Genomic DNA, 26,552 nt, shown 5'->3' on the forward strand with positions numbered 1-26,552 from the left:
GCTTGCATATACCTGCTTACGTAGGTGAGGCATCAGCAGCTACACCGTCTGTGAATCCGCTATAAAAGGCCGATGTACGGGAGGGAGTGAAATCGAGGGCGGAAGCGCGCATATACTACGGGCGTAAAGGATGAGACAAGAAGTCAGCTCTACTTTCTTTCGGACCAGCGCAACAGTGCGCTTACGAATCACTACCATTGCCCTCGCTCGAAAGTAAAACAAAGGTAGTCACGCCCTTATGCCCCGCGTAAGCGTATTAAGCACCATTTTACGAGGAAATTTTACCGGTTATTTTCTCCGTAGTTTCCTTTCTGCCAAGGGCGGGCTGCCTCGTTTTCGGCCAATGCCTACGTAGTCTACCCTGTCTGGCATCTTCTTGATCCTGCGCTTTACGTATCCCCGGGGGCCAGCGGGGCCCCGGCAGCGGCACGCCGCAAACAAAAACGCCAGCTGGAAACCAGCTGGCGCTTACAAAGGCGGGGGTTAGAAGGGCGGCGGCCCATCATCGAAGGTGCTGCGCGGGAAGGGCTGGGCTGGCGGTGGCCCGTCGTTGTTGATGCGGGAGCCAAGCCGAATGGTATTCGGGGCAAAGCTGGCCTGGTCGTCATCGAAGGTGCTGCTGGGGAAGGCACCGGGGTTGAAGCCCGCGTCGCCGAAGCCACCGGCCCCATCCAGGTCGGCGAATTTGGTGAAGCGGCCGATAAACTTGAGCTGCACGGTTTCCAAGGAGCCGTTCCGGTGCTTGGCAATAATTACCTCGCCGGTGCCCTGGGTAGGGTTGCCCATCTCGTCCTCGGTAATCTTGTAGTACTCCGGGCGGTACAGGAAAATTACCATATCGGCGTCCTGCTCAATGGAGCCCGATTCGCGCAGGTCACTGAGTTGGGGCTTCTTGTCGCCGCCGCGGGTTTCTACGGAGCGGGAAAGCTGGGAAAGAGCCAGCACGGGCACGTTCAGTTCCTTGGCAATACCCTTCAGGGCCCGCGAAATCGAGGCAATTTCCTGTTCGCGGTTGCCCCCACCCTTGCCATCCGTGTTACCCGTCATCAGCTGCAGGTAGTCGATGATAATCATCTGGATGTCGTGGTGGGCCTTGAGGCGGCGGCACTTGGTGCGCAGCTCCCGGATGCTCAGGCCCGGCGTATCGTCGATGTAAATCGGGGCCGACGACAGGGCCGAAATCTTATGGTTGAGCTGGGCCCACTCGTAGTCGGCCAGGTTGCCCTTCTTGATCTTTTCCGAATCCAGCTCCGCCTCCGCCGAAATCAGACGATTCACGAGTTGGAGCGAGGACATTTCCAGGGAAAAAATAGCCACCGGTTTCTTGAACTCCACCGCCGCGTTGCGCATGGCCGACACCACGAAAGCGGTTTTGCCCATGCCGGGCCGGGCTGCAATAATCACCAGGTCAGATGGTTGCCAGCCGCTAGTTACCCGGTCCAGGGCCGAGAAGCCGCTGGGCACGCCCGTGAGGCCGTCTTTCTGGTCTTTCTTTTCTTCCAGCTCCTTGATGGCCTTGCCCATCAGGCTGCGCATGTCGTCGAAGTTCTTGCGAATGTTCGACTCGGATACTTCAAACAACGACTGCTCCGTGCTGTCGAGCAGGTTGAACACGTCGGTCGTGTCCTCAAAGGCGTCGCGCTGAATGTCGCTGGCAATGCGGATCAGCTCGCGCTTGATGGCGTTTTCGGTGATGATGCGGGCGTGGTACTCAATGTTGGCCGCCGAGTTTACCTTAAAGGTCAGGTTGGCCACGTAGTGCGCGCCGCCGGCCGCTTCCAGCTCGCCCATTTCGCGCAGCTCGTGCGTAACGGTCAGAATATCAATGGGCTCCGACTTGTCAAACAAGTTCAGAATACCCTTAAAGATGCGCTGGTGCCCATCTTTATAGAAGCTCTGGGGCTTCAAAATATCAATAACGGTGGTGAGGGCATCCTTTTCCAGCATGAGGGCGCCCAGTACAGCCGCTTCCAGCTCCAGGGCCTGGGGCGGCAGCTTGCCGGCCGGGCCACCCATGGGTACCGCGGCGGGGCGGCTATTCCAGGCGGCTTTGGCCCGCGAGGCCGATAATTTCAGGCGGTCATCCATCCGGTCGTTCATCACTAGGTAAGCACTACAAGGTAAGCAGGTTGGACGGTTTGTAGCGGAGCACCGGGAAATTTCATCCCACTCACCGTCCGTTTTTTGCAAAGGGGTACAAAGCTAACGGCTGCGTCCTACAATCTGGAAGGGGTGGGAAAGGTTTCTTTTCGGTGGTGAGGTAATGAGGTGAGGAAGTTACAGGTGACAAGTGACGAAGTGACAGGTAATGAGCAGGTGAGGAGGTGACAGGTGGGTTGGGCGAAAAATGAAGAACTACGCGGGCCAAGCAGTATGCCTCCACCCACCTGTCACCTCCTCACCTCATTCATCACCCCATCACCTCCTCACTTGTCACTTGTCACCTGTAACTTCCTCACCTCATCACCCCATCACCTCATTACCTCTTACCTTTGCCGCCTGCTTACCTATTTATTGAATGGCTGCTACTCCTTCTTCGCTCCAACGTTTGCACCTGATTGCCGTCGGGGGCAGTATTATGCATAATCTGGCCCTGGCCCTGCACCAGCGCGGGGCCCACGTAACGGGCTCCGACGATGAAATTTTTGAGCCCGCCAAAAGCCGGCTGGCCAAAGCCGGGCTACTACCGGCGGCGGAGGGCTGGTACCCCGAAAAGATAACCCCGGACCTGGACGCCGTGATTGTGGGCATGCACGCCCGCCCCGACAACCCGGAGCTGCTCCGGGCCCAGGAGCTGGGGCTGCGGGTGTACTCGTTCCCGGAGTTTATTTACGAGGCTTCCCGCAACAAGCAACGGGTAGTCATTGGGGGCTCGCACGGCAAAACCAGCATTACCTCCCTGATTCTGCACGTATTGCGCTACCACCAGCGCCAGTTCGATTACGCCGTGGGCGCCCAGCTAGAGGGTTTTGAGCTGATGGTACAGCTCACCGACGACGCGCCTGTCATCATCATCGAAGGCGACGAATACCTGTCTTCGCCCATTGACCGGCGGCCCAAGTTCCACCTCTACCACCACCACATTGGGGTGATTTCCGGCATCAGCTGGGACCATATCAACGTGTTTCCGACCGAGGAAGTCTACCGCGAACAGTTCAAGATTTTCGCCGAGATGACGCCCAAGGCGGGCACCCTCATCTACGACCAGGACGACGAGCAGGTGCAGCTCGTGACCGTGCCCAGCAACCCCGATGTTACCTACATTGGCTACGGCCCCCATGAGCACGTCATCCGCAACGGCAACACCTTTCTCATCACCAAAAAGGACGATGAGGTGCCCGTTAAAGTGTTCGGGGAGCACAACCTGCGCAACATTTCCGCGGCCAAGGAAGTTTGCAAGCAGCTGGGCATCAAGGGCAAGGATTTCTACGAGGCCCTGGGCTCCTTTAAGGGGGCGGCCCGCCGCCTGGAGAAAGTAAGCGAAGGGGAAGGCTCCGTGGTGTACAAGGACTTCGCCCACGCTCCCAGCAAGCTGAAAGCCACGGCCACGGCCTTCAAGAAGCAATACCCCAAGCGCAAGCTGGTGGCCTGCCTGGAGCTGCACACGTTCAGCTCGCTTAACCCCGCCTTCCTGCCCCAGTACGCCCATACCTTCGATACGCCCGATGTGGCCGTGGTGTACTTCAACCCCCACGTGCTGGAGCACAAGCGCCTGCCGCCGCTACCCCCCGAAGCCGTGCAGCAAGCCTTCCAGCGCCCCGACCTACGGGTGTTTACCAACAGCCGGCAGCTGGCCGAGTTCCTGCACGCGCAAAACTGGCAGGACGCGAATCTGTTGATGATGAGCTCGGGCACGTTTGACGGGCTGGACCTGAACCAACTAGCCGCTGAAGTGACAAAGTAGCACCAGGTAGCAGGCGCCCGGTGAGCCAATCGGCCCCTCCCGGTGGGGGCCAGTTGGAGGCCCGGCGCCACGTACCTCTGTCGGAATCAAGACATGCAACACACGATTTTGCTTCTGCATGGGGCCCTGGCTTCGGAAGCTCAGCTAAAGTTTTTAATCCGGGAGCTGCCACCCTTCTACGCGGTGCACTCCTTTTCCTTTACCGGGCACGCGGGCCAGCCCCTGGTGGCGACCGACTTCACCATGAAGTGCTTTGCCCAGGAAGTTGCGGAGTTTATTCAGCGCCAGGGCTTGCCCCCGGTACACGTATTTGGCTACAGCATGGGCGGCTACGCCGCCCTGACCGCCGCCGTAACCGCGCCCGAGCTGTTTCGGAGCATTACGACCCTGGGCACTAAGTTCGACTGGTCGCCGACAACGGCCGCGGCAGAAACGCGCCGGCTGGATGCTGAGAGTATGCGCGAGAAGGCCCCCCAGCTGGTGGAGCAGCTGACGCGCCTGCATGCCCCTACCCCCCTACCAGAGTTGCTCACTGCCACCAGCGCCATGCTGCGCAGCCTCGGCGAAGCTCCCTTGCTGACCACCGCCAAGCTGGCCGAGCTGGAGGTGCCGGTGCAGGTGCTGGTAGGCGAGCTGGACAAAACGGCCGGCGTGGATGCTTCCCGCCACTTCGCCGACCACATGCCCCGCGCTACCTTCGAAATCATCATGAACACGCCCCACGCCCTGGAAAAAGTCAACCCCGATTTGCTAGTCAACCGCATTGCCCGCTTCGTGGAAACCGTACAGGAAGGCATGATTTAGCAGGCAGCACAACCGCTCATGCCCGAAAAAGCCCGCGACGTAGCGGGCTTTTTTCATTGACCGGTGGGCTTATCCTGGTCGTCGGGACGGGGCGCCGGGGGCGCGGGTTTCGGTTTCCGCCGGTCGGTAGTGACGAGCAGGGCCAGGGCCGTTAGAGAGAGGCGCAGAATCCATTTCCGGCTCAGCATGGCTAGCGACGGGGGAAAAAACCGTTGGTTTCTTCCACGCGCAGGTCGCAGCGGCTGCCGCCGGTGTTTTCCTCGCAGGTGGTGCCTACAATTTCGTTTTTCTCGAAGTTAAAGAAGCAGAACGTGCAGCCCACGCCCGTGATAATGTAACGGGCCGCGTTGGAGCTCAAATACAGGCTGTTATCGGAAGAAGTTTGCAGGGGCAGAGCCATGGCCCGGAACATGCCGTTGCGCAGGCCCATACCCACCAGGTAGTACACGGCCTTGTCTTTGGCTGTTTCCTGCACCTTGCGGATAACCGTTTTGTCGATGGCCGTACCATCGCCAAACTGCCGGGTGAAGGCCGCGGAAAGCTGCTCCCGGGGCACGATGTAGCGGATTTTTCCTTCCGCCACTTCCGCTACTTGCTTGCTGCTGGCTTCCAGCTTGCGGCGGTTCACCGCATCGGGGTCAGTGGAGGGCGAGCTTACCTCGGGGAAGCCCCGCTTGGTGGTTTCACAGGCGCTCAGCCCGCTTAGCAGCAGTGCTCCTCCCGCCAACGAGGAAAATAATAAACGCAGAAAACGATTCATTCGGGGTAGATAAACGGGCCGGGCTTAACGGCCTTTATAGTAGGTGCGGGCTTCCGGCAGCTGCTTCTGGATGTCGGCGATGCGCGTACCGTTCGAGGGGTGAGTGGAGAGGAATTCGGGTGGTGAAGCGCTGTTTTCCCGCGCGTCCATGCGCTGCCAAAATGCCACGGCGCCGTCGGGGTTGTAACCGGCCATGGCCATAAAGATAAGCCCTAAGTGGTCAGCTTCCGACTCCTGGCTGCGGCCGTGTTTGAGCATGCCCAGCGAGGAGCCTACCCCCACCGCCTGCAGAAATACGTTCTGCGTAACCGTTGGGCTTTGCCCGACGGCCGCCGACAACACCCCACCCAGGCCCTGGGCGGCCATTTGCTGACTCATTCGTTCGGAGCTGTGGCGGGCCACGGCGTGGGCAATTTCGTGCCCCATTACCACGGCCAGGCCGGTTTCATCCTGGGTGATGGGCAGAATGCCGGTGTACACGGCCACCTTGCCGCCGGGCATGCACCAGGCGTTTTCCTGCTTGTCATTGAGCAAATTGAATTCCCAGGCGTAGCCTTCCAGCTGGGCCTGGGCGTTCTGCTGGCGGAAGTACATTTCCACGGCCTGCTGAATGCGCTGGCCCACTCGCTTCACCATGGCCGCGTCGTTGCCGCTAGTTACTACCTGACTGGAAGCCAACACCTTCTGGTATTCCGTGGCGGCCATCGTGTTCATTTCGGTGTCCGAAATAAGGCTGAGCTGCCGGCGGCCGGTAATGGGTACCGTGGCGCAGGCGCTGGCCAGAAACAGACAACTAGCCAAGGCAATTTGGGGAAGTTTCATGCGGTAACGGTGGCTGAAGGGAGAGATACGGTCGGGACTACTGCTCGGCCTGGGTTTTGCCCGGCAGCAGCAGCAGTGGATGGAATGCTATACGTGAGGCGGCGGGCAAAATGTTTGCGGTGCGCCCGGCGGCAGGAGAACAGGGACGAATTTTGCCTTTTCGGCGCCGCGAATTAAGGCTACTTTTGGGGACTTTGCCATTGACGAAACCGGGTTAAGCGGGCGGCTCTGCGGCGCCAACGCACCTTCTTCCGCTCCCTTGGTTTTCCATCTGGTCCCTACCCCTTACGTAGCCTCCAAGCCCTCCTACCCCATGAAAATTCTCTGCATCGGCCGTAACTACGCAGAACATATCGCTGAGCTTCAGAACGAAATGCCCGACGCGCCTGTCATCTTCGCCAAGCCCGACACGGCCCTGCTCCAGCGCAACCAGCCGTTTTTCATGCCCGATTTCTCCCAGGACATTCACCACGAGATTGAGCTGGTGCTGCGCGTGTGCAAAAACGGCAAGAACATCGAGGAGAAGTTTGCGCCTACCTACTTCGACGCCATTGGTCTAGGCATCGACTTTACGGCCCGCGACCTGCAAAGCAAGCTCAAGAGCAAGGGCCTACCCTGGGAGCTGGCCAAAGGGTTCGACGGCTCGGCCCCTATCTCGCAGGAGTTCAAGCCCGTAGCCGACTTCCCCGACCTCAAGAACATCGACTTCCGGCTGGAAGTGAACGGCGAAGTGCGCCAGCAGGGCAACTCCAGCCTCATGCTCCACGACTTCAACAAAATCATCAGCTACATCTCCCAGTTCATTACCCTGAAGATGGGCGACCTGATTTTCACGGGTACTCCCAGCGGCGTAGGCCCGGTAAAAATCGGAGACCAGCTGACCGGTTACCTGGCGGACGAGAAGCTGCTGGATCTGGCCGTGAAATAAGGGGCGCACCCATCAGCCTGCCGCCTTCCTTATCATGCCGAGCCTCTTCGTGTCATTCCGAGTGAAGGGAGGAATCTGGGTTAGCCTTTGGTGAGCAGCCCAGATTTCCCGTCTCTGCGGAATGCTCGGAATGCTCGGAATGCCGCATGCAAGCCGCTCTGGTAGCAGTCGGCACCACTGACTAGACGGCGTACAGATAGGCCTTTGGGGTACTGCCGCCTGGGCTGCGGTAGGGTACGTTTTCCGGAGCGGGCCCTGCCCCTGCGCAGCTGCCATGCGCCGCGGCCGCCGGGCGCGTTCTTTACTTCCTCCGCAACCTTGCCAATGGGCTTTCCGTCCGGGAAGGCACGATAATGGCTTGCCTAGGCCCAGCGGCCGAGGGCTGCTCTTCTTTTTCTGCTGCTGATTTTTTTCCCTGAATGCCTGATTTGCTGACTACCGGGCCGCGCCGCCTGCTAAGCGTAGCCATTCCTTTCCTGTTGCTGGGGTTGCAGCCGGCCTCCTGCGGCGGCCAGGAGCCCGACTCGACTACAGAGCCTACAGTAGCCCAGGCCACCGCTGCTACCCCCGGCCCGCTCCCCACGGTGCCGCAAGGCTACTTTCTCTTTCCTATCAAGCCCGGCCAGCAAAACTTCCTGGCCGCGAGCATGGGCGAGCTCCGGCCCAACCACTTCCACGGGGGCCTCGACATCAAGACCGATGGCCGGGTTGATTTGCCGGTGTACGCCGCCGCCGAGGGCTACATCTCGCGCATGAAGCAGAGCAGCTTCGGCTACGGCAACGTGCTCTACATCACCCATCCCAACGGCCTGACGACAGTGTACGGCCACCTGAACCATTTCAAAGGCCCCGTGGCCGAGGAAATGCGCCGCCAGCAGTACCAGAAGCAGACCTATGAGCTGGAGCTGTTCTTTAAGCCCGAGCAGTTCCCGGTGAAGCGCGGCGAGGTAGTGGCCCTGTCCGGCAATACGGGCGGCTCAGCGGGCCCCCACTTGCACTGGGAGGTGCGCACGGCCGAAGGCGGGCAGCTCAACCCCTTGCAGTGGGGCGGCTTTCCGGAAATTCAGGACCACGTAGCGCCTAGCCTGCAGGCCTTTGCGGTGGAGGCGCTGGGCATTGATTCGCGGGTGCAAGGGCGCTTCGGCAAAGCCGTGTTTGTGCCCAAGGCTCCGCCCCTGCCGGGCGGGGGCGGCTACGTGTGGGCCGACACAATTCCGGCCTACGGCACGGTGGGCTTGCTGGTGCAGGGCTTCGACCGGTTCGACCAGGTGTGGAATAAGAACGGGTTTCAGAAGGTAGAAGTGCAGGTAAACGGCCGGCCCCTGCACAGCCACGTCGTCGATAATATCCCGTTCCCGCTGGGCTCCCGGCAAGTAAACCAGCACATGGACTACGAGTGGCGCGCTACCCAGGGCCGGCAGCTGGAAAAGCTGTTCGTGGATGATGGCAACGAGCTGAGCATCTACACCACTGGCTCCAGCAAGGGCAAGTTGCGGGTGGAAACCGGCAAGCTCTACAGCGTAGAAATCCGGATGAGTGACTCCTACGGCAACAGCACGCCCCTGCGCTTTGTGCTGCGCGGCACCGAGCCAACCTACCACAAAACCCGCTCGGCGGCCGTCAAAACGCAAGGGTTGCGCTACGATGTGAGCCGCAATTTGCTGGTGGCCGTAGCGGCCGACCCCGACACGGCCGCCGTGGGGGGCAACCTGACGCTGTTTAAGGGCAACCGCCGCCTCACGCTCAAGCCCAGCTACACCGAGCAAAGCCAGAACGTGTACCTCTACGACCTGCGCGCCGGCCGCCCCGATTCCCTGCAGTTTGGCCGCATTACGAAGCGGTTTGAGCGCCAAGCCCTGATTCCGTCCGGGCAGGAATACGGCTTCTCGACGGCCAATCTCAGCCTGGGCTTTGCCCCGCACACGCTGTTCGATACGCTGTATGTGCAAACCAGCTACAAGGCCGGCCTCTGGACGGTACAGCAGCCCCGCACACCCCTGCACGAAACCCTGGCCCTGACCCTTAAGCCGGAAACTCCGGTAGCAGACCCGCGGCGCACGGCTATTTACGCCGTGACGGCCAAGGGCGGCAAGGCCTACGTAGGCGGCAAATGGCAGGGCAGCACCATCACGGCCCCCATCAAAACTTTCGGGCAGTTCCGCTTACTTACGGACACCATCCCGCCCTCCGGCCGCCTCATTAGCCGGGGCGCGGCGGGGGTAGTGTTCAAGGTTGGCGACGACCTCTCGGGCCTGGCCAGCTACAAGCTGGAAGTCAACGGGCAGTTTCATTTGCTGCGCTTCGAGCACAAGAACTCCACTCTTTTCTCGGAGCGCGACGATAAGCTGGGCCCTGCCCTGCGCGGTCCGGCTACCCTCTACCTCACCGACCAGGCCGGCAACGAAAAAGCTATTCACGTAACGCTGTAAGCTAGGTGGTCAACACCATAAAAAGGGCGGCTTTCCTCAGCAGGATAGCCGCCCTTTGTTTGCGCGGTTACAAAAATCATTAAGATGATACTTCTGTCATCCTGAGCTTGCGAAGGACCTTATCACGGTAGAACGAGTGTCGTAACAACGACTTGCGCGTGCGTGATAAGGTCCTTCGCAAGCTCAGGATGACAGTTTTTAAATAAACGTTAAACTGTTCTTTGCCAGCCCGACGCCGGAGGAATGACAGTTGGTGGAAATGGCGTTAATCCACGGTTTGCTGACGGACGAACTCCTCTCCCACTTTGTCGCCGGGCTGCACGTAGGGTTGGATGATGATGCGCGTGCCCCGCTGGTAGGTAAAGAGGCGGTACAGCCAGTTGGTCATCACAATGAGCTTACTGCGGAAGCCGATGAGGTAGTAAATGTGCACGAACAGCCAAGCTACCCAGGCAATGAAGCCTTTCAGGCTCCGGTTGCCCGGCAAATCGGCTACGGCGCGGGCGCGGCCCACAATGGCTAGGGAGCCTTTGTCGAAGTACTCAAACGCCTCCCAGGCCTGGTTGCGCCGCTCACGCGTGAGGTTTTTGCCCAGCAGGCGCCCTTGCTGCAGGGCCGGCTGCGCCACCTGCGGGTGGCCCTTCGGCCACTTCTCCGACTTCATCAGGGCAATGTCGCCAATAGCGAAAATATCCTCGAAGCCCAGCACCTGATTAAAGTGATTCACAAGGTAGCGCCCCCGCTCCAATGACTCGGCGGGCAGCCCTTCCACGGTAGCCCCGGCTACCCCGGCGGCCCACACCAAGGTTTGCGTCCGGATTTGCTCGCCATCCTTAAACAGCACGGTTTCACCGTCGTACGACGAGACCAGCTTGTTGAGCTTGATGATGACGCCCAGCTCTTCCAGGTACTGATGCGTGTTTTTACTTGATTCCGGCGAGAGGGGCGGTAGCACCCGGTCCAAGCCATCGACAAGATAGATGTTCATCTGCCGGAAGTCGAGGCCGGGGTAGTCGCGGGGCAGCACGTGGCGCCGCATTTCGGCCAGGGAGCCGGCCAGCTCCACGCCCGTAGGTCCGGCCCCGGCAATAACGATGTTGAGCAAGCTCTGGCGCTGGTCCGGGTCCTTGGTGAGGTTGGCTTGCTCGAAGCTTTGCAGCAGCTGGCTGCGCAGGTTCACGGCGTCGGTCAGGTTCTTGAGGCCAAAGGAGTTGTGCTTGATCTGCTCATTACCAAAGTAGTTCGACTTGGTGCCGGTAGCAATAACCAAGTAGTCGTACTGCACGTCCCCAATCAAGGTAGTGACGGTTTTGGCGGCGGGGTTGATGGCCGTCACCCGCACGAAGCGGAAGTGAAAGTCGTTTCGGTCGTCGAACAGCTTCCGAATGGGTTCGGCAATGGACTCGGGCTCCAGGCCGGCGGTAGCCACCTGGTAGAGCAGGGGCCAGAAGCCGTAGTAATGCTGCTTGCTGAGCATCACCACCTGAAACTGGTCGTCGGGCAAGTATTTGGTCAGATTTACGGCCCCAAATCCACCACCAATTACTACCACGCGGGGCTTGGTCGTGTCCGGAATATTAAGCGAGAGTTGTTCCAGGTGCAACATGAGCGGAAAGAAAGAGTAGCTCCTACCTATACGGTTGGGTGAGTAAACCGGCTGCTACTGTCGACTCTGCCCCGGGGCTCACCGGCCCTTCCCCGCTCGGCTCAGCCCGTCCCCGTAGGGCCCGATGTAGTGGTGGTTTTCCGCCTGAAAGTGCTGCCGCTGGGTGGCGGCGGCATCTTCCGCGCCCCGGAGTTCGTACTGAGGGCGTCTTCTATCTTCTTGCTTGTTATGGCTAACCTGCTCAAACGCCGTCGTCCGGTGTTGTTTGCCGCCGCGGCCGCCGTTGTTACAACTGGCGTGGCCGCGTACACGTACGCCCGCCGCAAACTGTACGCTCCCCTGCCCACCGCAGCCCACGTGGATCTGCACAAATATGCCGGGCTCTGGTACGAGGTAGCGCGCCTGCCCACCCGGTTCGAAAAAGGCTGCCAGCACGTTACGGCCGAGTATAAGCTCCAGCCCGATGGCAAGGTCAGGGTGCTCAACACTTGCCACAAGGAAGGCCTCAACGGCCCGGTGGAAACGGCTACCGCCACCGCCCGCGCCGTGGACAGCACCAACAGCAAGCTCAAAGTCCAGTTCTTCTGGCCCTTCGAGGGCGACTACTGGATTCTGGACCTGGACCTCTCCGATTACCGCTACGCGCTGGTAGGTGAGCCCAGCCGGAAAAACCTCTGGCTGCTGAGTCGCACCCCGCACCTGGAGCGCAGCATCCGCGACCGGCTAATAACCTATGCCCGTGGGCTAGGTTTCCCCGTCGATAACCTGCTGTTTACGCCCCAGCCCGTTGGTGAGTAGTGAGATGGTGAAGTGGGTGAGTTGATGTTCAAATTGCGCTGTAGCGCTAGCGGTGCTATTAGAACATCAACTCACCATCTTACTATTTCACCACTTCACCGCTACCTTCGCGCAAACATCTGCGCTATGGCACTACCTCAAGTGGGCGAACCGGCCCCGGCTTTCGAAGCCCCCGACCAACACGGCACCCTCCACCGCCTTCAGGACTACGCGGGCCGCAAAGTAGCCCTCTACTTCTACCCCAAAGATGACACCTCGGGCTGCACGGCCCAGGCCTGCAACCTGCGCGACAACTACCCGAGCCTGCTCGGGGCCGGTATTCAGGTGCTGGGCGTGAGCATCGACTCGGAAAAATCGCACCAGAAGTTTGCTACCAAGTACGAGCTGCCCTTTCCCCTGCTGGTGGACGAGGACAAGAAAATCGTGGAAGCCTACGGGGTGTGGCAGGAAAAATCCATGTACGGCCGCAAATACATGGGCACCATGCGCTACACCTTTCTGATTGACGAGCAGGGCCGTCTGGAGAAGGTCATTACGAAAGTCGACACCAAGAACCACGCCGCCCAACTGCTGTAAAAGTTTCAGAAGCCTCGCCTATTTCGGCGGGGCTTTTTTGTGAGGGTAAGTACGGAGGCCGGCGGCGGGGCCGCCTACATCGGCCACCAGCCCGTTACCTGCTTACTTGTTGCCTGTACCTGTTCACTACCTCTCCCCTCCGCCCAACTTCCTACCTTTGACTTACCAACTCCTTACTCAATTTGAATCTATGGCTCAGGAAACATCATTCGCCGCTTCTTCCGAAACGCACGCGCCTACCCCCACCCGTTCAGTAGGCGAGCTGAAACAGATTGCCGCGCAGGTGCGCCGCGACATCGTGCGCATGGTGCACGCCGTCAACTCGGGTCACCCCGGCGGCTCGCTGGGCTGCACCGATTTGCTGGTGGCGCTTTACTTCAAGGTAATGAAGCACACCCCAGAGCCTTTCGACATGGACGGCATCGGCCAAGACCTGTTTTTCCTCTCCAACGGTCATATTTCCCCGGTTTTCTATTCGGTGCTGGCGCGCTCGGGCTACTTCCCGGTGGGGGAGCTAGCTACCTTCCGCAAGCTGAACTCACGTTTGCAGGGCCACCCCGCTACCCACGAGCACCTGCCCGGCGTACGCGTGGCTTCCGGCTCGCTGGGCCAGGGCCTGAGCGTGGCCATCGGGGCTGCCCAAGCCAAGAAGCTCAACAACGACGACCGGAAAGTATTTGTGCTGATGGGCGACGGGGAGCTGGAAGAAGGCCAGATTTGGGAGGCCGCCATGTATGCTCCTCACCACAAAGTAGATAACCTGATTGCCTTCGTGGACCGCAACGGCCAGCAGATTGACGGGCCCACCGAAAAAATTGGCGGCCTTGGCGACCTGCGTGCCAAGTTCGAAGCCTTCAACTGGCGCGTGCTCGAAACCGACGGCAACGACCTCGAAAAGCTGCTCCCCACCATCGAAGAAGCCGTGCAGCTCAGCGGCCAGGGCCAGCCGATTATGGTGCTGATGGACACGCAGATGGGCTACGGCGTTGACTTCATGATGGGCTCGCACAAGTGGCACGGCGTAGCCCCGAACGACGAGCAGCTGGAGAAAGCCCTGCAGCAGCTGAGCGTAGAAGAAGCCGGCGACTATTAGGAGTTGTTAACCGTTGGCTCGAAGTCCGTCATGCAGAGCCGGAGGCGAAGCATCTGGCTCTGCATGACGGGCTGATGCAACTCATCTATCCTAATTGTTCACTCGCCCTAGTCGCCTACCTGGTAGTAGTTCACAACCACGTGTTTGTCCTGCTGAGCGTAGTCGAAGCATCTCTCCCGCTTCGTTGCAGTAGCATTGATTACCCTCGGTAGAGATGCTTCGGCTCCGCTCAGCATGACAGTTCTTTCTTCTGCTTAAATGCGCTACTTGGTTTTGGTTACGTACTTGCTGCTGAGCCTCCTGGCTCCTTGGCAGTGCCATGCCCAAAACGTACCGCCCGAGAAGCCTCGCGTTACCCGCATCCTGTTCGTGCTCGACGCGTCGGGCTCGATGCGGGCGCCGTGGGAAGGGCAGCAGCGCTGGGACGTGGCCAAAAACCTGCTCTCCAAGATGGTGGACTCGCTCAACGCCTACCCCAACCTGGAGCTGGCCCTGCGCGCCTACGGTCATCAGCACGAGAACAAGGAAAATAACTGCGAGGACTCGAAGCTGGAAGTGGCCTTCGCGCCCAAAAACGCGGGGGCCATCAAGGCGCGGCTGAAAACCATCGAGCCCAAAGGCAACACGCCCATTACCTACTCCTTGCTGCAGTCAGCCCAGGACTTTCCGGCGGACCGCACGGCCCGCAACGTCCTGATTCTGATTACCGACGGGCTGGAATCCTGCAAAGGTGACCCATGCGCTACAGCGGTAGCTCTGCAACGAAAGCACGTATTCCTAAAGCCCTTCGTGATTGGTATTGGAGCGGAACGGGAGTTTGGCAAGCAGCTAGAATGCCTGGGGCAGTACTACAACGCGGCCGATGTGAAGACCTTTCGCACCATCCTCAATGATGTAGTAGCCCAGACCCTGGCCAAAACCACGGTGGCCGTCAACCTGACCGACGAGGCGGGCCGGCCGGTGGAATCGAACGTGAACCTGACCTTCCTGAACAACGTCACGGACCAGCCGGAGTACAACTACGTGCACTTCCGCGACGCCCAGGGCCGGCCCGATGTGCTCGACATTGACGCCCTGCAGAGCTACGATTTGGTGATTAACACGGTGCCGCCGGTGCGCCAGCAGAACCTGCCCATCCGGCCCGGCAAGGCCAATGTCCTCACCTACAAAACGCCCCAGGGCACGCTCTGGCTGCAGAACCCCGGCCTCTCACCAAATCCCTACGGTACGGTGCAGGCGGTGGTGCGGGCCCAGGGCAACCCGGCCACAGTGGTGGCCCTACCCTTTGGGAGCCGGCAGAAGCTGCTGGCCGGCAACTACGAGGTGGAGCTGCTGACCCTGCCCCGTCAGATTCGGCGCATCTCGGTGAAGCAGGGCCAGGAAACGGTCGTGACCTACGAGGCGCCCGGCATCCTGAACATTGTCAACGACCTCAAAGGTTACGGCAGCATCTACCGGCTCAATAACGACGAGTCGCAGACGTGGGTGTACAACCTGCCCGAAGGCGGCAGCAGCAAGATCAACTTGCCTCTGCAGCCGGGGGCCTACCGTCTGGTGTTCCGCACCAAAACCGCAATCGGCAGCAAGTTCACCGACGTGCGCAACTTCACCATCCGGCCGGGTCAAACCAGCTCAGTCAGCATTTTCGGGAAATGAAAAGTAGCGTGGCAACAGAAAATCAACTGAACGGTCATGCAGAGCGCAGCGAAGCATCTCGCGGGCTGACGCCTGTTTACCAGTGCAACGTCAGCCCGCGAGATGCTTCGGCGGCGCCTCGGCAGGACGTTCTGCAGGAGACAGTTCAGAAGCTGCAAGAAAATGGCTACTCGACCTTACTAGGCGTCTTTTCTCCGGCGGAGGTAGCAGCTCTGCTCCACACCGTTGAGGCGGCAGAAGCTACTACGCCCAACTTCCGGCGCAGCCAGGACGTGTTTGCCATCCGGAATCTGCTGGGCGAGCTTCCGCAGCTCCGGGAGCACCTGCTGACGCCCCGGCTGCGGGAAGTGCTGGCGGCGCTGTTCCCCGGTACCAGCCCGCATCTGACCAAGGCCATTTACTTCGACAAGCCCGCCGGCTCCAACTGGCTGGTGGCCTGGCACCAGGACGTGATGATTAGTGTGGACCGGCGGCTGGACCTGCCCGGCTACGGCCCCTGGACCAGCAAAGGCGGTGAGGTGACGGTACTGCCGCCCCGCGAGATTCTGGAAGGCATCTTCACCCTGCGCCTCCACCTCGACGACTGCGACGAAACCAATGGTGCCTTGCGGGTAGTACCCGGCTCTCACCAACACGGCGTCATTCCGAATGAGCAACACCCAACCTATACGCCCCAGGCCGTTACCTGCCCCGTACCAGCCGGCGGCCTGCTGCTGATGCAGCCCTTGACGCTCCACGCCTCCAACCGCAGCACGAGCACCCGCCCACGCCGCGTGATTCACCTGGAGTTCAGCGACGCTGATCTACCCGCAGGATTACACTGGCGGGAGCGGCAGGAGTTGCATCCCACCACTGAACGCCATTCCGAACCTGCGAGGAATCTGGCGGGCTGATGTTGAATTACTACCACAACGTCGGCCCGCGAGATGCTTCGGCGGCGCCTCTGCCTGACGTTCTTCTAAACACAAACCAAGTCCCCAAGACCCAAGTCCCTACCTTATGAAAGACTTTCCCTACACCGAATCAAAGGATACCCGCAGCGGCTTTGGCGCGGGCCTGCAAGAGCTGGGCAAAACCAACCCCAACGTGGTGGCCCTCTGCGCCGACCTCATTGGCTCGCTCAAGATGGATGCCTTTATCAAGGACAACCCCGAGCGTTTCTTCCAGGTGGGCATTGCCGAGGCCAACATGATGGGCCTGGCCGCCGGCCTCACCATTGGGGGCAAGATTCCCTTCACCGGCACCTTCGCCAACTTCAGCACGGGCCGCGTCTATGACCAGATCCGGCAGAGCATTGCCTACTCGGGCAAGAACGTGAAGATCTGCGCTTCGCACGCCGGCCTGACCCTGGGCGAAGACGGCGCAACCCACCAGATTCTGGAAGACATCGGGATGATGAAGATGCTCCCCCACATGACCGTCATCAACCCCTGCGACTACAACCAGACCAAGGCCGCTACCATCGCCATTGCCGACTACGAAGGCCCGGTGTACCTGCGCTTCGGCCGCCCGGTAGTGCCCAACTTCACCCCCGCCGACCAGCAGTTTGAGGTAGGCAAGGGCATCGTGCTTAATGAAGGTACCGACGTGAGCATTTTCGCGACCGGTCACCTGGTGTGGAAGGCTATCCTGGCGGGCAAGCTGCTGGCCGAGAAGGGCATCAACGCCGAAATCATCAACATCCACACCATCAAGCCCCTCGACGACGAGCTGGTGCTGCAGTCGGCCCGCAAGACGCGCTGCGTGGTGACGGCCGAGGAGCACCAGATGAACGGCGGCCTCGGCGACTCCATCGCCCAGCTGCTGATCCGGGAGGAGCCCCTGCCCCTGGAAATGGTGGCCGTGAATGATTCCTTCGGCGAATCGGGCACGCCCGACCAGTTGATGGAGAAATACGGCCTCAACGAGCACGCCATTGTGGCCGCCGTGGAGAAAGTACTGGCCCGCCGGAAGTAAGCTTCCTAATACAAACAAAGAACACCGCCCCGGTTGCTCTGGTAGCAGCCGGGGCGGTGGCGTGTTCCGGCGGCCTGTTCTTTGCTTTAGAAATGAGTTGCATTTAACAGTTGTCATTCCGACGAAGGAGGAATCTGGCTCAGTTCTCAGAGGGCGAATCCAGATTCCTCCTTCGTTCGGAATGACAGGAAGTGCTTGGTGACTTGTCAGATGCAGCCTAGGGGCTGCGAACAGGGAGTGTGGACGGTATGCAAAAAGACCGTCATGCTGAGCGCAGCCGAAGCATCTTTACCGCTGGCTAACTCAATCGTGGGGGCGAAGCAGTAGAGATGCTTCGGCTGCGCTCAGCATGACGGCCTAATGGGGGTGAGCATCCATTTGTGTGAGTGTCTATTTAGCAGAACTCTTCACGTATTTATTACAACTCACGACGCGGCCTAGAACACCTGCCCGATGCCGAAGAACAGCAGCCGGTCTTCCTTGGAGCGGCCGTAGTCCAGGAACACGATGGTGGACAGGTTCCAGGCCACGCGGGCGCCTATGCCGTAGGAGGTTTTGATGTCGCGGAAGCTCAGGTCCTGCCAGTGGTCGCGCACGGTGCCGGCATCGAAAAAGGGGGTCGCGCCCAGCCCGAAGTTTTGCTTGCCCAGCTTTACATCGGCCAGGCGCACGCGCAGCTCGGCGTTGGTAAAGGCCACCGTGCGGGCCAGAAAGCGGTTCTGGCGGTAGCCGCGCAAGGACTGCCGCCCGCCCAGGGCGTTGATGCTACCATCGGGGCTCCACTGGTCCTGAAACTCGAAAAACGGCGCTTTACGACCGAAAATGGTACCCACGGCGGCCCGGCCCGCCAGCACGGTGCGCTTACCAAAAGGTAATTTCTGGTAGGCGCGCCCTTGCAGAAACACCTTGTTGAAGTTGAACTGAGAGCCGATGATCTTATTCGAAAACTCATTGGCCGCTTCAAAATACCGGCCCCGGGTCGGGTCCGGGTCGAAGTCGCGGGTGTCGTAGATGAGGGCAGTCTGCACCAGAGACACCCAGCCACCGTTGAGGCCAAAAATACGCCCCTGCTCGAAGTCCCGCTCCAGCAGCGACTTACCATTGGGCGCCTTCTCGGCGTTGCCGGTGGCGGGGTTGGTGGCGTCGGTGCGGGTGCCGGTGAAGGTTTTGTACTGCAGGTTCTGCAGTTCGTAGCCGCCCATCACCCGCCACCGGCCTTTGCCCAGGGCGTAGTCGGCTTTGAGGTTGAGCATAAACTCGGTTTCGCGGAAGCGGTTCGACAGCGCATCGGTGACGAACGGAGCCTCGCCGGCTTGGCCGGGTCGTAACTGCTTGCGGGCCGCGTTGTAGGCGGCATAGGTGGCAAACGTTCTGGTTGGGTCCGAGGGTAGCCGCAGCCGGCCCAGGGTGGCTTCACTGAGGCCGAAGTACAGGTTGGCGGGGTTTTGCTGGGCCTTGAAATCAACCCGAAACCGCCAACGCGAGCCCCGGTAGTACGGCACATCGGCCGAGAGGGACAACTCGCGGGCGTTGGTAGTGTAGTAGGCCACATTGGCCTTGAGGTGAGCCAGGTAGGGCGTGTAGGCAAACAGCGGATTGTCGCGGGTGCCGTTCCAGTACACATTGGATTTGATGCCCACGCCGAAGCCCGTCACGGGGTCCGAGGAAAGGTCGGGCAGGCCCGTAACGAAGGTGCCCTCCCGCTTCTTGGCCAGGTCAGCGTCCGACATGCGCTTAGAGCGGATAAACGACAGGCTGTCGGGTTGTTGAGCCCAGGCATTCAGGCCGATGCCCTGCGCCAGCAGCGCCAGAACCAGGTGGCGGGGTAGTTTCATACAGTGTAATCGGTCAGCTCGACGTTAGGAAAAGGGGCTGCTACAACGCACCCCGGGCCGCAGTTGTTACCTGCTGCAAAGGCTCCCAGCAACGGCTGATACCAGGATTTTCGAGGTCGAACCTTTCCTCACTTGGCAAATAGCGAAATACACGCTTACTGAGCAGGTTATGCTGGCCGCCGTGGAAAGATAGTGGCCCGCCTAAAAAAGTTTTGCCGCCACGATTTCCGCCGTTGAAGCCCCGGTTGCGAGGCGGCCGGCACTGACTTGTTGGTCGGGCTCCGCTTGGTTAATGACGTAGGTTAGCCCAGCGCTGGGGCAGCACGGCATCCAGGTACAGCCATTGGTAGCGGTTGGCGAAGGTGTAGTCGTGGTAGCAGGCCAAGAAGGCCTCGGTTTCGCGGTACACGTCCTGCATTGCTTCCGCCGGGCCATCGGCGGCTCGCTCGTAGTCGGCGGCTAGGCCGTAAATCCAGCCCACTTCACGGTCCGACTCAACCAGTGTGCGCAGGCGGTAGACGGATTGAATGACCCGGCCCACCGGCCAGGCTCCAGCCGCCAGCTGCTGCAGCCACCCCAGCGCCGGCCGCACCGAAAACCGCTCGCCCTGACAGGCCCGGGTCAGGTGAGAAACTACCTGCTCCTTACCAGTGCGCAAGTGGCGGTATAACTCCACGAAGAAGCTTTCCAGGGCGGCCTCGTGCAGCAACACGTTATCGACCCACTCGCTCAGGTCAACCAGCGTCAGCAGTTCTAGCTGCAAGCCCAACCGAGCGTAAAAGGCCGTTTCGGCCACCGACAACCCTTTAAATTTCCGCATCCAGGTGCATGGCTGTAGGGGCGTCCCATCAGAGGTAGTGCCTTTTTCTCCTACGCATGGGCGCCGGGCAGGTAGTTAGCAAACGGAAGGTTTTCGGTTTGGCCCGGTACCGGAATGGCAGGCAGCCAGATAAGGAACTTACTTTTTAGGCTCCTGAATGCGGGCGGTAATGTCGCCGCTGAAGTTTTCGTGCTTGACAATGGAGCCCTTAACCAGGCGGGCCTGCTGACCCGTGTGCTCAGCTCGCGCGAAGAAGGCATTTGCCGCAGCCTGTTCTCCGCTTTTTGCAAAATACTTGCCCAGGTGCTGCAGCAGCAACTTACTTTCCTCTAGCCCGCGCATAGACTGGTAGAGCATGCTTTCCACCGATTCACTGACTTCGGACAGTAGGGCGCTAATGGTGTACGCATGGCCGGTGTGGCAGCGGTAGCGAATCAGGTTGCCTTCGATCAGCTGGGTAAGCGCTCCGTGACAATCCGGGCAGGTAAAGGGCGTTAGCTCTCCTTGCTGAATAATTCCGAGCTCAAAAGCATTGTCGTTCTTGGCAATGGCAAACTCTATTTCCAGTAGCTCCCGCGTGGCTTTAGGGACCCGGGTCGCAGCTGCTGCCGGTTCCATAGTTAGGCGCACCAACAGGGCCGAAAGCTCAGATAGTGGCACTACGTGGTCGGCCGTCACGAACTCCAGGGCGCTAAGGGGCATGAAGGGCGCCGCGGCATCTTCCGGAGTTTGCACTACGGTCACGCCTCCCAGGCGCTGTATGCTCCACAGGCCAGATGTACCGTCGTCGAGGTAGCCGGTGAGCACCACGCCAATCACGCGCGGGCCGTAGCCGTAGGCAGCCGAACGGAACAAGGCATCAATGGAGGGACGAAACCGGTTTTCCTTCGGCCCCCGCTTGACCAGCACCTTGTCGTCCTCTATCAGCAGATGCTGGTCCGGAGGCGCCACGTAAATCATGCCGGGCCGAATAGGCTCCCCGTCGCGGGGGTGCTTGGCCGGCAGGGCGGAGGCCTTGCTCAGCAGCTCGGGTAGCAAGCTAGGCGCGTAAGGTGCCACGTGCTGAACCACAAAAATAGGCGCGGGAAAGTCGTGCGGCAGGCTTCGAACTAGTTCAATCAGGGCCTGAATACCGCCGGTTGAAGCCCCAATAACTATAATATCACGGGAGGATGGAACGGGGAGAGCTTTTTTATCAGAGGGCATTCAGTACAAGCTATTTCTGGGCAAAAACCGAACCTTCAGCATCCACTATCTACCCCAAGGCAGCTTGTTCACGGCCCGTAGAGCCGCAAGCAGGGGCAGGAATTTCGGCTAGGTGCTGGTATCCAAATACGCGAAACTTTCAGCTCAGTTTACCGCCGGCCGTTCAGGTAGCCAGTCCGGCCCGACCTGCCCGGCGTGGGTTGCGGGAAAACCTGATTTCTCTCCTTTTTCAGTCGGCACATCGCCGTGGCGGGCGACAAACGAAGTCACGCGGCTTATGCACCGGTTCAAGTAGTAACAAAAGGACAGACAAGGTCCATCAGCAGTGCATTCTGTGCATGAAGCAGAAACCCAGCATGCCGGCCTCCCGACTCGCGGAACAGCTTCCTTAGCAAAGAGGGCGAGGTGTTCAACCTAGAAGTAGCCTTTCGGTGTGCTCTATTTCACTGGTAGGGGCCAGAAGCTCCGCCAGCGGCTCGTATACTTGCAGCACATCTTGAGGAACCTGCTTCCTCCCTGTGCATGCGCTTTTCCTTTCTGCTGCTTTCTGCGGGCTTGCTGCTGACCCTTGGTGCTTCAGCAGCCCACGCCCAGCGCGCCGATACTACTCTAATCCGCTACTCCGGGCAGCTCGCTGGGCAGTACACCTCCGGCGGGGTCAACCGGACGCTGTTTTCGACCAGTCACTCCGTTACGTTTCTGCGGGGTCTGCACTTTGGGGCGCCGGTTACGGGTAGCTTCGTTTTTGGCAAGCAAGACCGGCAGCTTAAGGAGCGGGAGTGGCTGCTGAACACGACCCCCTACTATTGGAAAGGCCGCTTCCGTTTCTACGGCATCGGGGGCTACGAGCGCAGCAACCTGCGCGGCATTGATAACCGCTTTCAGCTGGGAGCTGGCCCCGGCTGGGCTTTCTACTCCGATTCCCTGGGGCGGGAGGTAGCCGTCAGCAACCTGCTCATTCGGGAATCAACGTATTTCCAGGACGGCTCCACGCGCTTTGTTTCGCGCAACTCTACCCGCCTGAAAGTGGCCTATTCTTACCGCGTCTTCAGCCTGAACTCCATTACCTTCTACCAACCCAACCTGCAAAACTTTCAGGACTACCGCCTTACCCAGCAGTCAACCCTGGCGCTGCGCTTTACGCCGCGTTTTGCCATCAGCACCACCTACTCCTACACCTTTGAGCAGCGCGTGCTCGAGGGCAAACCCACCGATAACACCAACGTGACCGTAGGCGTAACGTACAGCACGAAGTAGCTCGGCTTAGGACTCTTACGCCTTTATTTAGCGCGGCTGAAATTGCCCGAGGTAGGCCAGGGCGGCCTGTTCCGTCCGGATTTCAGTGGCGGAGAGGTAGCTGAGGAAAGGATACAGCTGCTGCTTGAACACGACCAAATCGGGGTGGCGGCCGTGCAAGATTTCCAGTTGCGTGACGGCCCCCTTCGTGAGTAGCTGGCGGGCATACGTGCGCGGTACCTGCTGCTCAGTCAGCCAAGTGGCCAGGCCGGTGGCCACTATCGGGTCGGGGGTGGAGAGCCCCACCACTAGTTCGGGCATGATGCGGGCCCACTCCGCCGTGGTAGGCGGGTGGTAGCGGTAGTAGCCGCGCAGCAGCTGCATTACTTGAATTCCAAGGGTAGCATCGCGCAAAAATGGAAGTAGCTGCTGGGCCTGAGCTGCAAATTGCAGCCGGCTGGCGGCCTGGGCCACGGCTTTTTCGCGCACGGTATCAGCGGTAGCATAACACAGGGTAGCCACAGCCTGCTCAAACGTGGGAGCCACCGGTCGCTGCAGTTGCTGCAGGGCGGCCTCGTAGCGGGCCTGGTTTAGCTGGGGCGCTTTCCGGCGAAGGGCGCGCACCGCGGAAGTGTCTGGCATCCGGGCCGCCTGTAGGCTTTTGAAAGCCACCTGAAACTCTGGGGTGTGGAGCTGACGCATTTGCCAAGTGGCATTTAACTGACCGATAACTTGGGCATCCGCTTGCGCCCGTGCCCGGCACGGCGGCGATGGTTGCGAGCGGAGCGTAACCAGCATGATATTAGACAACCCAATGACGTTGGCGTCTGGGTAGCCCATGGGTCTGATGGTCGCCATGCAAACCGTTTCTTTACGGCGGTTCAGCTCGTCCACAAAATCCGTAGTAGATGTGCCGGCCGGTAAGCCCCATATTTCCACTTCCGCCGGCTTCACTTGCCCAACGGCCCGGTGGACTGTACCCGCAGCTACCCACCCTAGCAATACTAAAAAACGAAGCGTCATAGTTTACACCTAGATAATTGAAGAACAGCCGTATACCCTTCCTGCTACCTACCCGGCAGCAATATATTTCTTTCCTGGGTTAAACCTACGGGCTCCGCGCTGCTCTAACCCGGTAACTACCGCCGCCCTAACCCGCTCGCCTGCGCCCCTTGGAAGACCAGGAGATACTTCTCAAGTTTCGTGACCCGGCCTCCCGCAACGTGGCCTTCAACCAGCTGGTGCGCAAGTACCAGCAGAAGGTGTACTGGCACGTACGCAAAATGGTGGTCGACCATGATGATGCTGATGATTTAACCCAGGAAGTCTTTATTAAGGTGTGGAACCACCTGGAGAATTTCCGCCAGGATGCCTCCCTCTACACCTGGCTGTACCGCATTGCCACCAACGAGTGCCTGAGCTGGCTGCAAAGCAAGCGGCGCCGGTTTTTTCTGCCGCTGCATGACGTGGGCGCCGAGCTGGCAGCCAAGCTGGAAGCCGATGAAAGCCTGGCCGGCGACGAGGTAGAGCGCAAGCTTCAGAAAGCCATTCTGCGCCTCCCCGATAAACAGCGGCTGGTGTTTAACCTGCGCTACTACGAGGAAATGCCCTACGAGCAGATGGCCGAGGTAACCGGTACTTCCGTAGGCGCCCTGAAGGCATCGTACCACCACGCGGCCAAAAAAATTGAGCAATACGTTAACCAGCAGTCGCCCAACGATTAAACCTGCCGCCCCCCGGGGCCTCTAACTTATATGAACACTCCTTTTCGTCTGGATGAACACCGGCGCCGGCCCCAGCCCCCGCTTTCGGCGCCCCCGGACCGCTACTTTGAGCAGCTGCCCCAGCGGCTGATGCAGCGCGTGCAGGCAGCTGAGCCGGCGGCTCCGCTGGCCTGGGGCTGGGTGGCGGCCTTGTCGGGGCCCGTACGCACGGCCCTGGCCTCAGGAGTTGTGCTGGGCGGCTTCGCGGCGTGCTTCTGGCTGAGTGCCGGCCCCGCGGCCCCAGTAGCGCCCCCCGATTCGCTGGCCCTGGTGCCGCGGCAGGAAATGGTGCAGTATCTGCTGGCCAGCGACCAGCGCGTGTCCCTGACTGACCTGGCTGAGTTGCCCGCCGCTACCCCGGAGCTACTGCCCGCCGATGAGTACTTGCACGCTTCCCCCGCCGAGGTGCAGGACGCCCTGGATGCGCAGCCTCTTGAGGACGCCTACCTCTAACCCTTACTTTTGCGCCTACTTCCCTTTTCTTCCATGAAAGATTTTCTGCGTAGCGTTCTGCTGGTGCTGGTGCTGGCCGCAGTGCCCACTGTTTCCTTTGCCCAGGCCGGCCGGTCGGATCGGCTGAGCCAGCTGGAAAACGCCAAAATTGCCTATATCACCGATAAAATTGCCCTGACCCAGGACCAGGCCCAGAAGTTCTGGCCCGTTTACAATGACTTCAGCGACAAGCGCCGGGAGCTGAACCGCCGGCTGCGTCAGCTGCGCATCACGGCCCCCGACGCCCTCACCGACCAGCAGATCAAAGACAACCTAACCCAGGCCATGGACCTGCGCGAGCAGGAAGTGAAGCTGGAAAAGGACTACTTCAATAAGTTTCAGAAGCTGCTTAGCATCCGGCAGGTGGGTAAGCTTTACTCCGCCGAGCGAGACTTCACCCGCGAAGTCATCAAGCGCGTAGCCGACCGACGCGGACCGCGCACCGCTCCCTCCTCCACCCGCACCGACGAGTAAACGGCTTTACCCTTTTTTCCTTTTCCGTAGCGCGAAAAGCGGCTGCCCTGGCAGCCGCTTTTTTTGTGGCCGTCAGCGGGCAGCTCCACCGTGGTTCTGGCCGGCTGCGCGGGCAGTAGGTTGGGGAAACGCTACCCCCGGCTAGCCCGGCAAACTTCGGCCGCGACCTTACCTTTGCGGCCCGCCGTTGTTTATTCTAGTATGCTTACTCCTCGCCAGCTTTTCCTGCGCCACCAGGCCCAGACCTCCGATTTTCCCCTGCTGCTCGAAATTGAGCGCGCCGAAGGTGTGTACATGTACGATGCCGAAGGCCAGCGCTACCTCGACTTGATTTCCGGTATTGGCGTCAGCAACGTGGGCCACCGCCACCCGCGCGTGCTCCAGGCCATTCAGGATCAGCTGGATAAGTACCTGCACCTGATGGTGTACGGGGAGGTAGTACAGGCCCCCCCCGCCCAGCTAGCCGAGGCCCTGCACCAGACCCTGCCGGCCCACCTCGACAACGTATACTTCACCAACTCCGGCACCGAGGCCGTGGAAGGGGCCCTGAAGCTGGCCAAGCGCCACACGGGCCGCACCGGCCTGCTTTCCAGCTACAACGCCTACCACGGCTCTACTCATGGGGCCCTGAGCATCACTGGCTCCGAGGGGTTTAAGAACGCCTTTCGGCCCCTGCTGCCCGAGGTGCGCCACTTCCGCCACAACCACTTCGAGGACCTGCAGCTGATAAACGAGCACACGGCCGCCGTGGTCATTGAAACGGTGCAGGGCGAAGCCGGCGTGCGGGTGCCCGCGCCCGGCTACCTGCCGGCCCTGCGCCAGCGCTGCACCGAGGTCGGGGCCCTGCTCATTCTCGATGAAATCCAGTGTGGCTTCGGGCGCACCGGCACGTTCTGGGCCTTTGAGCAGTTCGGCATCGAGCCCGATATTCTACTGACGGCCAAGGGCATGGGTGGCGGTATGCCCATTGGGGCCTTTATTTCGTCCCAGGAAATTATGGCGGGCTTCAAGACCAACCCCATTCTGGGGCACTGCACTACCTTTGGGGGGCACCCGGTGTCGTGCGCCGCTTCCCTGGCTACGTTGCGGGTTATTCAGGAAGAAAACCTGCTGGCCGGGGTAGCCGATAAAGCGGCCCGCTTCCGCCGGCAGCTGGTGCACCCGGCTATTCGGGAAGTGCGGAACTGGGGGCTGCTGATGGCCGTGGAGTTTGAGTCGTTCGAGGTACTCAAGCCCATCATCGACCACGCCCTCTGGCAGGAGCACATTCTCACCGACTGGTTTCTGTTCTGCGACAACTCCCTGCGCATCGCCCCGCCCCTAACCATCACCGACGCCCAAATTGACGAGGCCTGCACCGCCCTGCTTAGGTCAATTAACAGCTAAGCAGGATT

The 26,552-nt window shown here is 60.2% G+C and carries 24 protein-coding genes; 15 read left to right on the plus strand and 9 right to left on the minus strand.

Translation table 11 applies throughout. The annotated features are described in order from the left end of the window. Positions 1 to 483: 483 nt before the first annotated feature. Positions 484 to 2,016, minus strand: a complete 1,533-nt coding sequence (gene dnaB / locus IEW18_RS18075) for a replicative DNA helicase (protein ID WP_229728842.1) — start codon at positions 2,014 to 2,016, stop codon at positions 484 to 486. A gap of 502 nt (positions 2,017 to 2,518) precedes the next feature. Between dnaB and IEW18_RS18080 the strand changes: the two genes are divergently transcribed. Then, positions 2,519 to 3,904 (plus strand): UDP-N-acetylmuramate--L-alanine ligase, encoded by a 1,386-nt coding sequence (locus IEW18_RS18080; RefSeq protein WP_188559288.1) that lies wholly within the window; start codon positions 2,519 to 2,521, stop codon positions 3,902 to 3,904. Between the two features lie 93 nt (positions 3,905 to 3,997). After that, complete coding sequence (locus IEW18_RS18085) at positions 3,998 to 4,708, plus strand: alpha/beta fold hydrolase (RefSeq protein ID WP_188559289.1); 711 nt, start codon at positions 3,998 to 4,000, stop codon at positions 4,706 to 4,708. Between the two features lie 53 nt (positions 4,709 to 4,761). On the opposite strand, the gene IEW18_RS21895 is transcribed toward IEW18_RS18085, so the two are convergent. From IEW18_RS21895 to IEW18_RS18095, 3 genes are read right to left on the minus strand one after another with little or no spacing between them, the layout of a single operon-like run. Further along, positions 4,762 to 4,896: a hypothetical protein gene (locus IEW18_RS21895; protein ID WP_262891900.1), complete on the minus strand. Its 135-nt coding sequence runs from the start codon at positions 4,894 to 4,896 to the stop codon at positions 4,762 to 4,764. 2 nt (positions 4,897 to 4,898) lie between these two features. Further along, positions 4,899 to 5,468, minus strand: coding sequence for a hypothetical protein (locus IEW18_RS18090; protein ID WP_188559290.1), 570 nt, complete (start codon positions 5,466 to 5,468; stop codon positions 4,899 to 4,901). Positions 5,469 to 5,492: 24 nt separating this feature from the next. Further along, positions 5,493 to 6,290, minus strand: coding sequence for a M48 family metallopeptidase (locus tag IEW18_RS18095; RefSeq protein WP_188559291.1), 798 nt, complete (start codon positions 6,288 to 6,290; stop codon positions 5,493 to 5,495). A gap of 313 nt (positions 6,291 to 6,603) precedes the next feature. Between IEW18_RS18095 and IEW18_RS18100 the strand changes: the two genes are divergently transcribed. Together IEW18_RS18100 and IEW18_RS18105 are read left to right on the plus strand one after the other, a co-directional pair. Continuing rightward, the gene (locus IEW18_RS18100) at positions 6,604 to 7,218 is read left to right on the plus strand and encodes a fumarylacetoacetate hydrolase family protein (RefSeq protein ID WP_188559292.1); all 615 of its coding nucleotides are present in this window, start codon (positions 6,604 to 6,606) and stop codon (positions 7,216 to 7,218) included. 419 nt (positions 7,219 to 7,637) lie between these two features. Next, the gene (locus IEW18_RS18105; RefSeq protein ID WP_188559293.1) at positions 7,638 to 9,647 is read left to right on the plus strand and encodes a M23 family metallopeptidase; all 2,010 of its coding nucleotides are present in this window, start codon (positions 7,638 to 7,640) and stop codon (positions 9,645 to 9,647) included. A 265-nt stretch (positions 9,648 to 9,912) separates the two neighbouring features. Here the strand turns inward: IEW18_RS18105 and IEW18_RS18110 are convergent, their stop codons facing one another. Further along, positions 9,913 to 11,253, minus strand: coding sequence for an NAD(P)/FAD-dependent oxidoreductase (locus IEW18_RS18110; protein WP_188559294.1), 1,341 nt, complete (start codon positions 11,251 to 11,253; stop codon positions 9,913 to 9,915). A 228-nt stretch (positions 11,254 to 11,481) separates the two neighbouring features. Here IEW18_RS18110 and IEW18_RS18115 point away from each other — a divergent pair, with 228 nt between their 5' ends. The 6 genes from IEW18_RS18115 to IEW18_RS18140 all read left to right on the plus strand — a co-directional run bounded on the left by IEW18_RS18115 (position 11,482) and on the right by IEW18_RS18140 (position 17,332). Further along, on the plus strand, positions 11,482 to 12,051 hold the full coding sequence (locus IEW18_RS18115; protein ID WP_188559295.1) for a lipocalin family protein: 570 nt from the start codon (positions 11,482 to 11,484) through the stop codon (positions 12,049 to 12,051). A 126-nt stretch (positions 12,052 to 12,177) separates the two neighbouring features. Further along, on the plus strand, positions 12,178 to 12,627 hold the full coding sequence (gene bcp / locus IEW18_RS18120; protein ID WP_188559296.1) for a thioredoxin-dependent thiol peroxidase: 450 nt from the start codon (positions 12,178 to 12,180) through the stop codon (positions 12,625 to 12,627). Between the two features lie 190 nt (positions 12,628 to 12,817). Then, positions 12,818 to 13,720 (plus strand): transketolase, encoded by a 903-nt coding sequence (locus IEW18_RS18125; RefSeq protein ID WP_188559297.1) that lies wholly within the window; start codon positions 12,818 to 12,820, stop codon positions 13,718 to 13,720. Positions 13,721 to 13,978: 258 nt separating this feature from the next. After that, positions 13,979 to 15,376, plus strand: coding sequence for a vWA domain-containing protein (locus tag IEW18_RS18130; protein WP_188559298.1), 1,398 nt, complete (start codon positions 13,979 to 13,981; stop codon positions 15,374 to 15,376). After that, a complete protein-coding gene (locus IEW18_RS18135) occupies positions 15,373 to 16,269 on the plus strand; it encodes a phytanoyl-CoA dioxygenase family protein (protein WP_188559299.1) in 897 nt (298 codons plus the stop codon). The genes IEW18_RS18130 and IEW18_RS18135 overlap by 4 nt, the downstream gene beginning before the upstream one ends. A 106-nt stretch (positions 16,270 to 16,375) precedes the next feature. After that, positions 16,376 to 17,332, plus strand: a complete 957-nt coding sequence (locus IEW18_RS18140) for a transketolase family protein (RefSeq protein ID WP_188559300.1) — start codon at positions 16,376 to 16,378, stop codon at positions 17,330 to 17,332. 437 nt (positions 17,333 to 17,769) lie between these two features. On the opposite strand, the gene omp85 is transcribed toward IEW18_RS18140, so the two are convergent. The 3 genes from omp85 to IEW18_RS18155 form a co-directional block, all read right to left on the minus strand. Further along, positions 17,770 to 19,167, minus strand: a complete 1,398-nt coding sequence (gene omp85, locus IEW18_RS18145) for an Omp85 family outer membrane protein (protein ID WP_188559301.1) — start codon at positions 19,165 to 19,167, stop codon at positions 17,770 to 17,772. Between the two features lie 289 nt (positions 19,168 to 19,456). Continuing rightward, the gene (locus IEW18_RS18150) at positions 19,457 to 19,987 is read right to left on the minus strand and encodes a hypothetical protein (protein WP_188559302.1); all 531 of its coding nucleotides are present in this window, start codon (positions 19,985 to 19,987) and stop codon (positions 19,457 to 19,459) included. Positions 19,988 to 20,125: 138 nt separating this feature from the next. Further along, entirely contained in the window at positions 20,126 to 21,193 is a 1,068-nt protein-coding gene (locus IEW18_RS18155; protein WP_188559303.1) for a chemotaxis protein CheB, read from the minus strand. 522 nt (positions 21,194 to 21,715) lie between these two features. On the opposite strand from IEW18_RS18155, the gene IEW18_RS18160 reads away from it, so the two are divergent. Continuing rightward, a complete protein-coding gene (locus IEW18_RS18160) occupies positions 21,716 to 22,450 on the plus strand; it encodes a DUF481 domain-containing protein (protein ID WP_188559304.1) in 735 nt (244 codons plus the stop codon). A 27-nt stretch (positions 22,451 to 22,477) separates the two neighbouring features. On the opposite strand, the gene IEW18_RS18165 is transcribed toward IEW18_RS18160, so the two are convergent. Further along, positions 22,478 to 23,071: a hypothetical protein gene (locus IEW18_RS18165; protein WP_229728834.1), complete on the minus strand. Its 594-nt coding sequence runs from the start codon at positions 23,069 to 23,071 to the stop codon at positions 22,478 to 22,480. 530 nt (positions 23,072 to 23,601) lie between these two features. On the opposite strand from IEW18_RS18165, the gene IEW18_RS18170 reads away from it, so the two are divergent. The 4 genes from IEW18_RS18170 to IEW18_RS18185 all read left to right on the plus strand — a co-directional run bounded on the left by IEW18_RS18170 (position 23,602) and on the right by IEW18_RS18185 (position 26,544). Beyond that, positions 23,602 to 24,153 carry an RNA polymerase sigma factor gene (locus IEW18_RS18170; RefSeq protein WP_188559306.1) on the plus strand — a complete coding sequence of 184 codons (552 nt, stop codon included), beginning with the start codon at positions 23,602 to 23,604 and terminating at the stop codon, positions 24,151 to 24,153. Positions 24,154 to 24,183: 30 nt separating this feature from the next. Then, positions 24,184 to 24,645, plus strand: coding sequence for a hypothetical protein (locus IEW18_RS18175; protein WP_188559307.1), 462 nt, complete (start codon positions 24,184 to 24,186; stop codon positions 24,643 to 24,645). A gap of 33 nt (positions 24,646 to 24,678) precedes the next feature. After that, positions 24,679 to 25,158 carry a hypothetical protein gene (locus tag IEW18_RS18180; protein ID WP_188559308.1) on the plus strand — a complete coding sequence of 160 codons (480 nt, stop codon included), beginning with the start codon at positions 24,679 to 24,681 and terminating at the stop codon, positions 25,156 to 25,158. Positions 25,159 to 25,359: 201 nt separating this feature from the next. Next, positions 25,360 to 26,544, plus strand: coding sequence for an aspartate aminotransferase family protein (locus tag IEW18_RS18185; protein WP_188559309.1), 1,185 nt, complete (start codon positions 25,360 to 25,362; stop codon positions 26,542 to 26,544). Positions 26,545 to 26,552 lie beyond the last annotated feature (8 nt).

Source organism: Hymenobacter glacieicola (assembly GCF_014640315.1).
GTDB classification, from domain to species: Bacteria; Bacteroidota; Bacteroidia; order Cytophagales; family Hymenobacteraceae; genus Hymenobacter; species Hymenobacter glacieicola.